This window comes from Terriglobus albidus (assembly GCF_008000815.1).
Classification (GTDB): Bacteria; Acidobacteriota; Terriglobia; order Terriglobales; family Acidobacteriaceae; genus Terriglobus; species Terriglobus albidus_A.
Genome location: NZ_CP042806.1, coordinates 1,872,198 through 1,885,639, shown reverse-complemented (window position 1 = coordinate 1,885,639; position 13,442 = coordinate 1,872,198). Strand labels below are relative to the sequence as shown.

Genomic DNA, 13,442 nt, shown 5'->3' with positions numbered 1-13,442 from the left:
CACCCATGAAAGGCGGCCCGCTGTTTTAAGAGTATGGAGAGTCTAGAAGGTCAACCGGCCGGAGAACTGGAAGGCGCGGGAGTCCGCGCTGGCAAAGTTCAACGTACCGAAGGTCGAGCTGTTGACGTTGACCGTGATTTGGTTATTCGCGGCATTGTTTCCGAAGGTGGTGTGGTTCGTTACATTCTGGCAATCAACACCGAAGAGGAATTTCACACGGTCATTGATGTCGAAGGTGCGGCGCAGGTTTGATGTGAGGCGATAGATGCTCGGTCCGCGTAGACCATACGCCCCAATACGCGTGAGGTTACCGATCTTGGCATTGCCGGCATTGCAGAACGGTCCCGTCGATGAACCACAAGCCGCACCGCCTGCGCCCATGCCTGAGTTTGTCGTAGAGATATATCCATTCAAGTAGGACTTGGTTCCCAGGGTTGCCGCGGTAACTCCCTTACCCCAGCCGTCGCTGGTGCGCACTGACCCGGTGAACGCGGGGTTATAGTCCGGCATGCACGTCCCTTGACCGATGTTTTGCTGTGTGTTGCAGGAGCCGACCAGGGCCAGTGCAAGACCGGAGGAGTACTGGAAGATGTCTCCGGTCTGCCATCCGCCAAGCAATGCGCGGACAAGGAAGTTGTTCCCGCCGATCTTACCCTTTCCGAAAGGCAGCTCATAGACACCAAAGACGCTCAGGTTATGCGGCTGCGAGTTGATGGAGAGGGATCGGTCGATCGCATTCTGTTTCCATGCCCTGCCCGTCGATGTTACGCCGGCAGGGAGATCCCAGCCCGAACGGGCGGTTCCGGCATCATCGATATTCTTCGAATAGGTGTAGTTGAGATTCAGCGTCAAACCATGAGCCGCGCGATGAGCCAGGCTCAGCTGAAATGCGTTGTAATTCGCATTCGCGACATTTCCCCACGTATCCGAGGTACCGGAATACTGGGGCATCCAGGTGAGCATGTGAGCAATGGTGGCATTTGAGTTGACAGCCGCGGCGGCGGTGTAACCGGAGTACGGAGCGGCAAGCGTTACACCGCTACGGGTCTGTGCCAATGCAAGATTCGCCGTTGTTGCAGGCAGATTCAGGCAGGAGTTGAAGGCCGTTGTGCCCGGTGTTTGGCTGCAATCCGCTGCGCCCACCGATGCCAGATACGATGCCGGCACCTGCCCTGACTGCAACCCGCGAATGTTGTTCGCGCCCGCCAGGAAATGGCTTTGGCTGCCGACATAGTTGAGGGTGATCGTGATGTTCTGCGTAATCTCGCGCTGGACACCGAAGTTCCAGAAGTTGAAGACCGGTGCGCGGCCTCCAAGATACCTGTCTGGATATGCGAGGCTGCTGCCATTCCCGGCTGAGGTGCCTGAGGCTCCATTGCAAGGGGTAAAGTTCTGCCCCGAGCAGACGTAGTACCCGGTTCCAAGTGTCTGGCTGGTCGGAGTGACGGTTGCAGGCGCCGGCAGAACATATCCGGGCCCACCCCATTTGGAGTTGGCGCTGTTGAGATAGAAGGCCGGACCGGCAGTACTATCGGCAAGTGTGACTGCCGAAGTGAAGCCAAATTGGCCGGAGCCTGTGCCCGCTCCGCCTGCTCCCCCCGTACCGCCCGCATGCGAATACAACAGGCCGAAGCCGCCCCGGACAACGGTCTTGTCATGAATCGTCCACGCAAATCCAACGCGCGGTCCGAAGTTCGTTTTGTGCGTATCCACCGGCGTACTGCAATTGCAACTTACGGGAAGACCGCCTGCGCGATTTCCGGCGAACTGTAAGGCTCCGAGATTTCCTGTGATTGGATTCTGGATGTTCGGGTTCAGAAACGACCACCGGTCGAGCACTTCTCGATACGTAGGCAGATAGTCATAACGCAGCCCGATGTTAAGCGTGAGGTCTTTGCTTACTCTCCAGTCGTCTTGTCCATACACCGCCCAGGGACGGAAACGGCCACCTAAGACGCTAAATGCCTGCTGCGTGATGGTAGAACTGCCCACGGCGCCAATCATGTAGCTAGCGTAGGAATACCCTGTGTTTGAAGCGTAGCTCGTACCGGAAAGATTGGCGGTCTCATTCGTGTTCCACGTCAGTGTCATCGGCTGTGATGCACCATCGGCGACGCTCGAATTGTTTTCGAGCCACTGATACTGGAAACCGAAGTTGAAGGAATGTGCGCTGTGCAACCAGGACAGGTTGTCCTTAAGGGTATAGGTCTCCGAAACATTCGTCGTCGTTGGCGTATTGCCAACCCACGCTGCCGGCGCATTACTTCCTGAAAAAGTAGTGTTTGGAAAATTTTCCGACGCCTGGCCCGCCGGCAGCCCGGTGATACCCGCGGCAGCCGCAGAATAAAGTGGATTTCCCTGGGTGATGTTACGCACCGGAGGCCCGCCGAAGTTCATGAAGCCATATTTGAACTGGTTCACAAGGTTCGACGTGATGACGTAGTTATCTTCCAGCGATGCCCAATGACCACCGACCGTAGACATGGTCGTGGCAAGATACGGTACCGGAAGATTGGAAGTGGACGAGGTCGTGTACGGGACAGCGTGACGATTACCGCCCGTAATGACCATGATCAAAGTCTGTTTCGGCGAGATGGCGTAGTCTATGCGGCCTGAGTAGAGCCAGTTGTCGTAGCCCTGCGGAATGCCGCCCACGTAGTTGTTCGCAATGGCGCCAACAGTGTCCACACTCGGTGCAGGCAGATATTTCTGCATGAACTGCGTGATCGGAGAGAGTTGGCTCGCCGGAATAATGTTTGCCCCACCGGGAGTGATCAGAACCGGAGCGCTGTTACCGACTCCGGGGCCATAGCCATACTGATAGCGGCACGCGGTTTTATATTGCGCCGTGCAGGCAGCCTGCGTCGTCGGATCGTAAATCGGGTAGTTGACGTTCGCCGTATTCCCCTTGCCTCCCGTCGTTGCGTTCGCCGTAAGCAATTCTTGGAAATTACCCTGTCGCATTAACGTCGTGGGGACGGTGCTCGGGGTGTTGTTCGCGCCCTGGCTTGAGTGAAATTTATCGTACGTCGCGAAAAAGAACAGCTTGTCGTGCCCATCGATCAGATGAGGAATCTTGATTGGGCCACCAATGGTGAAACCTGTCTCGATCTGATGCTCCGGAGTCTTCGGCCCATCGACCTTGGTAACAACTCCGTTGACCACCACACTCTGCTGGTTTCCAGGCGCGCCTGGCTTATTGCTGAATGTCCATGCATCAAAAATCGTATTGCGGAAGTATCCGAAGATAGCTCCGTGGTATTTGTTTCCCCCACCCTTGGTGTTGTAGTTCTCCAGACCCGCGCCCTGATACTCCGCAGAGAAACCTGACGTCACCACCTTCACCTGGTCAATGGCCTCAAGCGGAACGATGTTGAAGATCGGACGATTGTCGCCCTGCTGCGACAGCGTCGTGATCGGCATACCGTCGAGATATAGTTCGCCAAGCCGTTGTCCCGTTCCACCGATGATCGACGAGCGGCCTCCGGGAGGAACCTGTGCGCCCGGCAGCAGATTTGAGAACTGGGTGATGTCGCGCTGCTGCAGGCCTGTGATCATGATCGGCAGTGCGGTATATAGCTTGTTGTCGATGGTTCCGCCAAGTGTGGCATTCGTCGTTTCAATTATGGGAGGAGCATCGGTGACCGTCACCGTCTCACTCTGATTGCCGACTTTGAGGGACACATTCAGGCCTACGTTGGCCAGCGCATTGACCTGAATATTCTCCTGCCGGAAGCTGCTGAAACCGGTTGCGGTAACCGTCAGCGTATAGGTACCCGGCATCAGCGGAGCAACGTTATAGACACCGTCGCTGGTGGTGGTACGAGTCGCGTCCACGCCGGTGGCAGTGTTATGAGCAACGACAGTCGCGCGCGGAACGATTGCTCCGGTCGGATCCGTCACCGTCCCGGAGATGGCGCCCTCACCACCCTGGGCAAAGGCAGCGCCCAGGGAACTACTGAACAGCACAAACAAAGCCAGAAAACGCACAAAAATACGAAGCATCGACAGAAACCCTCTCTGCGGAGATTGAAAGACCGGTAGGCCGTTTCGATAGAAAAACAGTTTCGAGATGGACGAGACGGTATTTGAACCAAACATCGATCGTCAAGAAAAATCGTTTCGATTTGGGCGCGCTAAGTACGCGCTAAAAATTGAGACGTCTCGTATTTACGGGGTGATTATGCGCAGAGCGAACTCATCGAAGCGCTATGACAGGAAGGGCATGCTCGTTCTTCTCCATGCGGCAGGCCACGGAGTGGCGGCGGCCTTTGTCTACCTTGAGGGCCTTCGCATAGCTTTCTTCGACGTCTCCGCAATCTCTTTCATCAGAAACACCGTCGCCTGTGGGTTGTCGTTGTAACGCTCACAGGCCACAAAGCCTCTCCGCTGATAGAGGCCAATGGCAACGCGCAGATCATCCTTACTGTCCAGATAGATCCGCTTAAAGCCCCGGCTCTTTGCAAAGGCCTCCTGTGCATCGAGCAGAGCATGCGCGACACCTTTGCCGCGAGCGCTCGGTCTGACGTAGAGCCGCTTACACTCCGTCGCTCCCTGCATCGATGGCAGGCTGTGAAGATAGGAGCATCCCACGATCTTTCCGTTCAACGTAGCGATCCATACGCCGGCATCGGGATCGTCCACGATCTCGCGCACCGACTCAGGCGTATCCCGCACCATTACGCCCACCGCCTCGTAATACTCCTGTAGAAGATCGAGCACCTCATCGGTAACCTCGTTTAGCCGCTCGACCTGCACCTCAGAGCTCTTCTGCGCGCTCAGCAGAGAACGTACGGCCGAGAGTGAAGCGACCAGCTTCTCCTTTTCCTCTCCGCTCAGCCCTTGCAGCATCGCTTCAATTTGCTGCTCCGATTGCCGGTTGAGTGCGGCCACCTTCTTCTCACCGGCTTGCGTCAATGAGAGCAGACGTTCCCTGCTGTCGGCCTTTGACACTGCTTGCCGCACAAGCTTCCGCTTCGTCAATGAAGCCAGCAGCCGGCTGATATAGCCCGCATCCAGACCCAGGATTCCCCGAAGATTCGACGCCGTCAGCCGGGGATTCGCCCAGATCTCGTACAGCATGCGCGCTTCCGTAAGCGAAAACTCGCCATCAAGATGTCGCTTCCGCAATAGACCCAGCCGGGCCGTATAGAAGCGATTGAAGTCGCGAATGGCAAAGATCTGGGCCGCATCACTCATGCACTCGACCCTAAACCAAAATAGTTGCTTTAAGCAACTATCTAACATCGTCTTCGCAAGCTGATCCCGTCAAAAGACATGCCGATCGCGCCAAACGCCGGTTTTGCCGACCGCACGGTGGCCCCGTCAGGTGGAATGGGCTACTCTTCTGTGGCAGGCTCCGCGAACCCTCCCTGCGCGGCAACCACTGTCATGACTGCTCGCCACCGAGACGAAGCCGGAGCTCAATCTGGAGGTGGATCGATGTTGACGATTACGGTCAATGGAAAGAAGCGCGAGGTGCAGTCCGCTGAGGATACGCCGCTTCTCTATGTTCTTCGCGATGAGTTGGATGTCACCAGTCCCCAGTTCGGCTGCGGCCTGGCGCAATGCGGAGCCTGTTCCGTACTACTCGACGGCAAAGAGGTTCGTTCCTGCATTACACCCGCCACGGCTGCAGCAGGCAAGGAAATCACAACCCTTGAGGGCCTGCCTGACCGCTGGGCAAAGCAGCAACATCTCTCCGCCGCTCAGGCAGCGAAGACATTGCACCCGGTGCAGGAGGCCTGGATCGAACAGCAGGTTCACCTTTGCGGTTTCTGCCAGAACGGCATGATGATCAAAGCCACCGAGCTGCTGGAAAGCAAACAGAACCCCTCCGTCGAAGAGATCAAGGACACCTTCACCAACTCAGGACCGTCACCACATCTGTGCCGCTGCGGCAGCTATGTCGCCATCATCGAAGCCGTCCGCTTTGCTTCGACCCTCATGGCGAAAGGAGGCGCACAATGATCGGGTTTACGGAACAGACCACCGATATCTATGGAGCACAGCTCAGCCGCCGCGGGTTTATGAAAGCTGGCGGGGTGCTGATGGTCGGCTTCGGCATACTGCGTTCCGGCGCCGCCGAAGCCGCCGCCAACACCAGCCTTCGCGCCTTTGACGCTTCCCTGCCGGGCTCGTGGATCGAGATCCGTCCTGACAATACCGTCCTCTTCCGCACCGGCAAGAGCGACTTCGGCCAGGGAACCATCTATACCGCATACCGTCAGATCGTGGCCGAAGAGCTGGACCTTCCCTTCGAGGCCATCACCACTGTTGTCACCGGCGACACCGATGTCACCGCGGACGGCGGAGGCACCTTCGACCTTCTTGGTAACGGCTCACCCAATATCCGCAAAGCCGCTGCGTATACCCGTCAGGCGATCCTGCAGCTCGCCTCAGAACATCTTGGAGTACCTGCCGAACAGCTATCGACGCATGACGGCATGGTCTCCGGAGGCGGAAAACAAGTTCGCTACGGCGATCTGGTGAAAGGCAAGGATCTCAAGCTCACCATCCCGGTCAGCGGTGACCTCACCAGCATCTTTGGGCTCGCGGTCGGCGGTAATCCACCGATGAAGGCGGTCAGCAGCTACAAGGTGATCGGCAAGTCGTATAAGAACAGCGTCATCGCCCAGAAGGTGAAGCACCAGGAACCGTGGGTCACGAACGTCAAGCTTCCGGGCATGCTGCATGCGCGCACCATTCATCCAGCCACGCTGGGATCGCGCCTGGTCTCCGTCGGTAAAGTCGACAAACAGAAATATCCCAACGCTCAGGTCATCGTGAAAGGCGACCTGGTCGCGGTTGTTGCTCCCACCGAGTGGGAGGCGATCCAGGCATCGGGACAGGTTGCCGGTACCACCAAATGGACCGAATGGAAGGGGCTTCCCGGCAAAGAGAAGCTTCACCAGCATCTACGGAATGAAGCTGACTGGAACGCCACGCCCGTCCAGAAGAGCCGCAAGAGCACAGGCGACGTCGCCTCCGGAATGAAGTCCGCGGCAAAGGTGCTCAACGCCACCTACGAGCTGCCCTACATGAAACACGCGCCCATCGGTCCCACGGTCGCCGTTGCAGATTACCGTCCTGACGACGTCGTGACTGTGCACACGCATACCCAGAACGCACAGGCACTACGAGGCGAGCTCGCCATGATGCTGGGCGTCAACACCGACAAAGTCATCGTCAAGACCTATGCCGGGGCCGGGCACTACGGCCGCTCGAACGGAGGCAACGCAGGAGCCGAGGATGAAGCTGTCCTTCTTTCCAAAGAGCTCCGCAAGCCTGTGCGTGTTCAGTGGATGCGCAACGACGATATCCAGTGGTCAACGCAATCTCCGGCCGCCTTTACCGACATCAGGATCGGACTTGACGCGAATGGGCGCATCGTTGCGTACGAAGCCGATCACCATCAGCCTGCCGGCCAGGACGACCGTCCGATCGGCGCCGTGCTTGCGGGGCTTCCCACCATGCCGGCTCCTTCGGAAAAGGGCGGCATGCTCACCAGCATCGCCAACGGGAGCGCCGATCCCTGGCAATACGACGCCGCCCCCAATCTCGAAGAGCGTTACCACGGCACTTTCCAGGTTGGTCAGAAAGCATCCCCTCTCGCCATCGGGCTGCGTGACCACAGCATGCGGACACCCACGCAATACCAGCAGAACTTCCCACGCGAGCTCGCTATCAGCGACGCGGCGGCGCTTGCCGCGGCCGATCCTCTTCAGTTCCGTATCGACCATGCGAAAGAAGAGCGCCTGATTCACGTGCTGCAGCGGCTGCGCGAAGAGTCCGGATGGCAGACACGTCCATCGCCGCAACCAGCCGCTGCTTCTACAGGCTCTACGCCGGTTCGCGGACAGGGCGTCTCTGTCATGTTCCGCGGTGGAGTCTACTGGGCGTGCGCCTGCCAGATCACCGTCACACCGGCAACCGGAGACGTAAAGGTCGAGAAGTACACCATCGCTGTGGATCCCGGCATCGTGGTGAACCCGGAGCAGCTCAAACGGCAGATCGAAGGTGGAGCGGTAATGGGCATCAGCCAGGCACTCTACGAAGAGGTGGCCTTCGATGAAGGAGCCGTCACCGCAGCTGACTGGATCTCTTACCCAATCCTGAAGATGAACGAGATTCCGGAGATTAAAGTCGTCCTCCTCCATAATCCAACAGTCGGCAGCTACGGCCAGGGCTCGGAAGCAGCCAACGCGCTCGCATCACCGGCAATTGCAGCGGCTGTCTTCGACGCGACAGGGAAACCGATCCGCCGCCTCCCGCTGCGCCCGGTTTACGTCAAAGAACTGCTAAAGGCATAACCCGACCTAGTGTTACCCCATGCATTGGGTGCCCCATCCATCGCGACAAGCGATGGGTGGGACATTTGGGGCAAATTATTCGGGTCCCCCATCGAACTCGTTTCGCTGGGATAAACCATTCGAGCAATATTCAATCGATACGCCCGAGCGCGGCAGCCCGCGGCTTCGTCAGCGCCACAGCGCTCAACACAATCCACAAGGGAACGAACTCCACCGTATAACGCGGCTCCGAGTTATCGACCGTTAACAACAGCGCACACCGCAAAACGCCATACGCCAGCATGGCAAGCAGGATTGGACGCAGATCGGTCTGTGCCTTCAACCTCCATGCGCCGATCGCCGCGAACACTATCAATGCCAGATTCAGTGCTCCGAGGAACAGGGCTCGGCCAAATTGAAGCGGCGACGACTCACTCCATCGCCACCACTGCAGCGATCCGGGAAGCCAGTCCACGCGTGGACGCAGCAACATATTTCCCAGGCGGGCAACCGGCAGCAGCACGTAATAGCGCACTGGGTGCTTTCGCACACGCTGCTCCGCCAGAGCCGCAAAGCGGGAATCCACCTCGGGCGAGTTCCGCTTCGTCTCGTTATAGAGAGCAAGGATCGCTGCTGTCTCTCGATACTGCTCTGGCGAATCGAAGGCGCGTGCCGGCAGCGTTGCAAAGTCCATGGCATCGCCGTCGTAGTCCCAATAGATATCTTCTGTCGACGCGTAGTCGATCGCCCATGTCCGATACCATCGCTGGAAGCCATACGGATTCGGCTCTCCGGGATCGTTCGCATAACGCGGCGCCAGCGGTTGCAGCACGTGGAAGACGCGGTAGTTCCGGGCCGTCCACGGAACCAGGGGAAGCACCGCCAGCAAGGCACACACCGCTGCCGGAACGATCGTTCCTTTTACCTGAGGCAGCCTGTATCCACGCCCCAGCAGCATCGTTAGTAAGACTGATGCCGCCAGCAGTCCTTGATCTGGCCGTAACAAAATGGCATATGCCAGCGCCGCACCCAGTACAACGACCCGCCGCCACAGCGGAGCATCCAGCCATCGCTGCAGTGCCCAAAAGGCAAGCACCGTACAGAAGAGCGTTAACGTCTCTGTTAATCCGGCAGCAGTAAACTCTGCCAGGAAGGGACACAACGCAGCCAACCATAAAGCTGTTATCGCCGCCCGGTCACCTGCAAAACGCCGGGCCAGCAGAGCTAGTAAACCGCAGGTCAACAGATCGACTGCCACCTGTACCCACAGTGCCGCCTGCAGGTTAGCCATGCCGAAGAGCCGGAAGCAGACCCCGAGGAAGATGGGATATCCGGGTAGCCGGATCAGCGTTGGCCGAACCCCGGCTTCCTGAGTAAACCCATAGACGCCGCGGGTCATCCAGTTACGAATCACCTCCGCATAGAGCTGCGGGTCGCCCTGCAACTGTGGGTAATGTCGGATACAGTACGCCCGAAGCAGAGCGCCGGCAAAGAGGGCGACGATGGACCAAAACAGGACTCGGCGCCTTGGGTTTGTCATCAAACGCATCATACTGTGCCAGGTTCGCAATTCAGTTCTAAGATGAGGCATAGAACGTACTTACGATGACGAAACCTGTCTTTTACGATCCGCAACGACGGCGCTGGAAACGGCTGCGCCGCATTCTCGACGTCTGCGCGGTCATCGGCAGCATTCTCATCGTGTTCTTCATCATCGGCCTGGTGCGTATCCGCCCGCTGCCGCAACTGCTCATCGAAGCTCCCAAGCGGAATTACAAGTCGCTGTCGAATCCACCGGTCCCTGAGCTGACTCCCAGAGAGCGCGCCCAGCTCAACGCTCATCGTCGCACGACCCGCAAGCCCTCTGACATCGCCTTCAACTCCGGGGAAGGCCTCCGCGCGGCCTATTACGTCGACGACGATCCGGCCAGCTACTCCTCGCTGAAGCAGCACATCCACCAGATCGATCTTCTCTTTCCGGAGTGGCTGCACGCTATCACCCCCGACGGCGCACTCACGGCCTACGCCATCGATAACCGTCCGTTCCCTGTCGTTGATAAAGCGGGTACGGTTCATGGCGTCGATCACGAAAACAAGGTCGCCCGCACCATTACCCAGGCACGGGAAGACACCGAAATCTTTCCCCTGCTGAACAACTACGACGTCAAACGCGGCAGCTTTATTCCCGAGATTGGCCAGCTCCTCAATAGCCCCGACGCCACCTCAAATCTCGTCCAGCAGATTCACACCTTTCTTGCCGCCAATCCGCGTTACCGTGGCATCTCGCTCGACTTCGAAGAGATTCCCAGCGACGCCCAACCCGGCTTCCGGGCTCTGGTAGCCGCCCTCTACGCAGACTTCCATCCACACAACCTGCGGCTCTACATCAACGTGCCGGTCGGCGACGACGACTTCGACATGGCCTATCTGGCCGCGCACTCAGACGGTCTGCTGCTGATGAATTATGACGAGCACCAGACCGAGAGCAAGCCCGGTCCCATCGCTTCGCAGGAATGGTTTGTGCAGAACCTGCAGGACATTCTGAAGAAGGTCCCGAAGGAAAAGCTCATCTGCGCCCTCGGTTCCTATGGTTATGACTGGTCTACGACCATGCCGGAGCCCGTGGACAAGAGGCACCCGCACCGCAAGCCGCCGGCGCCGAAAGTCGTAAACACGATCAATCTGGCAACGCAGGAAGCCTGGCAGGAGGCGGTCGACTCAGAGGCAGAGGTCGTCCTGGATCCAGACACGCTGAACCCGCACTTCGCCTATGACGATGTCGATGCAAAGATTCGCCACGAGATCTGGTTCCTCGACGCCGTCACCGTACTGAATGAGATGCGGGCCGCTCGTGAGCTCGGCCTGCAGACTTATGCTCTCTGGCGCCTGGGAACTGAAGACCCATCGATGTGGAAGATCTGGGACCAGCCCGGCCGTTCTAATCCAGTCAAAGAGCTGGCCGACGTCCCCCCCGGCAACGGTATCGATACCGAAGGAGACGGCGATGTCCTCAAGGTCACGCGCACCATGCAGAACGGTCTGCGTACGGTGAAGATGGACGACGACAACAAGTTCATCGCCGAAGAGACCTTCCAGAAATACCCGCTCTCCTATACCGTCCAGCTATACGGCTATCACCCGAAGCGGGTCGCCATCACCTTTGACGACGGTCCCGATCCTGACTGGACACCAAAGATCCTCGACATTCTTAAGAAGTACAAAGTACCTGCAACCTTCTTCCTGATCGGAGAAGAGGCACAGGAAAATGTCGGTCTGGTCAAACGCATCTACCGTGAAGGCCACGAAATAGGCAATCACACCTTCACCCACCCTGACATCAGCGAAATCTCCAAGAGCCAGCTTGACCTGGAGCTCACGCTCACGACCCGTCTGTTCGCCAGCAAAGTCGGTGTACAGCCTCTCTACTTCCGTCCGCCTTACTCCATCGACCAGGAGCCGGATACCAACGATCAGGCGGCTCCTGTGGAAGACGTGCAGAAGCTCGGCTATGTGATCGTCGGCAACAAGATCGACACCAACGACTGGGACGAGCATCCGCGCAAGACGCCGGCCGAGATCACCGAAAGCGTCTGGGACCAGATCGACATGATGGAACAAAAGCCGTGGATGCGCGGCTCCATCATCCTGATGCATGACGGAGGCGGAAACCGCCAGCCCACTATCGATGCCCTTCCCGTTCTCATCCAGGCCCTGCGTCAACGCGGGTATGAGATCGTCCCCGTCTCCCAACTTCTGGGGAAGAGCCGTGGCGAAGTGATGCCGTCCATCACCGGCTTCCGCCAGCGCTGGCAGGCTTTCGTCGATTCGGTGATGTTCTCGCTCTTCGGCTTCTTCAATCACTTTGTCGTCGCGGTCTTCTTTGTCGGCGACATCCTGATGACCGCGCGGCTCATCATCATCGGCCTCTTTGCCCTCATTGACCGCCTCCGTAAACGCAGGTCGATGGCCGGCGAGGACTACACACCGCGTGTCGCCGTGCTGATTCCGGCCTATAACGAGGAGAAGGTCATCGCCCGCACCATCCGCTCGGTGATGATGTCGAACTACAAGAACCTCCGCATCGTGGTCATCGACGACGGCTCCAAAGACCGCACCTCCGCTGTCGTCCGCGAGACCTATCCGAAGGAGATTGAGAGTGGCCGCCTCACGCTGCTTACCAAACCGAATGCCGGCAAGGCCGAGGCTCTCAATTACGCACTACAACAGATCGACGAGGATATCTATATCGGTATCGACGCCGACGGCGTCATCGCTCACGACGCCATCTCACGCCTTGTGCCACACTTCGCCAATCCGAAGATCGGCGCCGTCGCCGGCAACGCCAAGGTCGGCAATCGCGTGAACCTCTGGACACGCTGGCAGGCGCTTGAGTACATCACCAGCCAAAACTTCGAGCGCCGAGCGCTGGATCTGTTCGACGTTGTCATGGTGGTTCCCGGAGCCATCGGCGCGTGGCGCACCCGTGCCGTGCAGGATCTCGGCGGCTATCACGCCAACACCGTCGCTGAAGACGCCGATCTCACCATGAACCTGCTCGAACAGGGCTACTCGGTGATCTATGAAGATCAGGCGCTCGCGTTTACTGAGGCACCTGAGAATATGCGTGGCCTGATGCGGCAGCGATTCCGCTGGTCCTTCGGCATCCTGCAGGCCGTCTTCAAGCACATCGGAGCCGTCAGACACCATCGGGCTATGGGTCTCTTTGCCCTGCCCAACATCATCATCTTCCAGATCATCCTGCCGCTGCTCTCGCCGCTGATCGATCTGATGTTCCTCGCCAGCATTGTGCATTATCTGCTGGACAAGCACTTCCATCCGGAAGCAGCCTCCAACGCCAGCTTCCTCAAGCTGCTGGCATTCTTCGTTACCTTCATGGTGGTGGACTTCGCCGCGTCAGCGCTCGCTTTCGCGCTTGAACGCAAGCATCCGGCAAGTAAGGGAGACGGCTGGCTGCTGGCGCACATCTGGATTCAGCGCTTCAGCTACCGCCAGGTCTTCTCGGTGGTGTTGCTCAAGACCATCAAACGTGCCATCGACGGCAAGCCCTTCAACTGGGACAAACTGGAACGCACGGCTCAGATGTCGGTCGAAACAGAACAGCTAACCAAGACGTAGTCCTGAGAGCCAACG

The 13,442-nt window shown here is 58.2% G+C and carries 6 protein-coding genes; 3 read left to right on the top strand and 3 right to left on the bottom strand.

The features are described from left to right. Nucleotides 1-42: 42 nt before the first annotated feature. Nucleotides 43-4,005, bottom strand: coding sequence for a TonB-dependent receptor (locus FTW19_RS07570; protein WP_147647054.1), 3,963 nt, complete (start codon nucleotides 4,003-4,005; stop codon nucleotides 43-45). A 270-nt stretch (nucleotides 4,006-4,275) separates the two neighbouring features. Beyond that, entirely contained in the window at nucleotides 4,276-5,199 is a 924-nt protein-coding gene (locus tag FTW19_RS07565) for a bifunctional helix-turn-helix transcriptional regulator/GNAT family N-acetyltransferase (protein ID WP_187143350.1), read from the bottom strand. A gap of 78 nt (nucleotides 5,200-5,277) precedes the next feature. Here FTW19_RS07565 and FTW19_RS07560 point away from each other — a divergent pair, with 78 nt between their 5' ends. Then, nucleotides 5,278-5,970, top strand: coding sequence for a (2Fe-2S)-binding protein (locus FTW19_RS07560; protein WP_246153632.1), 693 nt, complete (start codon nucleotides 5,278-5,280; stop codon nucleotides 5,968-5,970). Further along, a complete protein-coding gene (locus tag FTW19_RS07555) occupies nucleotides 5,967-8,312 on the top strand; it encodes a xanthine dehydrogenase family protein molybdopterin-binding subunit (protein ID WP_147647052.1) in 2,346 nt (781 codons plus the stop codon). Before FTW19_RS07560 ends, FTW19_RS07555 begins: the two co-directional genes overlap by 4 nt. Before the next feature lie 130 nt (nucleotides 8,313-8,442). Here FTW19_RS07555 and FTW19_RS07550 read toward each other — a convergent pair whose 3' ends face one another. Continuing rightward, nucleotides 8,443-9,831, bottom strand: coding sequence for an ArnT family glycosyltransferase (locus FTW19_RS07550; protein ID WP_147647051.1), 1,389 nt, complete (start codon nucleotides 9,829-9,831; stop codon nucleotides 8,443-8,445). A 65-nt stretch (nucleotides 9,832-9,896) separates the two neighbouring features. Here FTW19_RS07550 and FTW19_RS07545 point away from each other — a divergent pair, with 65 nt between their 5' ends. Further along, on the top strand, nucleotides 9,897-13,427 hold the full coding sequence (locus tag FTW19_RS07545) for a glycosyltransferase (protein ID WP_147647050.1): 3,531 nt from the start codon (nucleotides 9,897-9,899) through the stop codon (nucleotides 13,425-13,427). The last annotated feature ends 15 nt before the right edge of the window (nucleotides 13,428-13,442 follow it).

Bases quoted from the DNA above. Each gene is read 5' to 3' on its own strand.
- FTW19_RS07570 (WP_147647054.1), bottom strand. From the start codon at position 4,005: ATGCTTCGTATTTTTGTGCGTTTTCTGGCTTTGTTTGTGCTGTTCAGT.
- FTW19_RS07565 (WP_187143350.1), bottom strand. From the start codon at position 5,199: ATGAGTGATGCGGCCCAGATCTTTGCCATTCGCGACTTCAATCGCTTC.
- FTW19_RS07560 (WP_246153632.1), top strand. From the start codon at position 5,278: ATGCCGATCGCGCCAAACGCCGGTTTTGCCGACCGCACGGTGGCCCCG.
- FTW19_RS07555 (WP_147647052.1), top strand. From the start codon at position 5,967: ATGATCGGGTTTACGGAACAGACCACCGATATCTATGGAGCACAGCTC.
- FTW19_RS07550 (WP_147647051.1), bottom strand. From the start codon at position 9,831: ATGACAAACCCAAGGCGCCGAGTCCTGTTTTGGTCCATCGTCGCCCTC.
- FTW19_RS07545 (WP_147647050.1), top strand. From the start codon at position 9,897: ATGACGAAACCTGTCTTTTACGATCCGCAACGACGGCGCTGGAAACGG.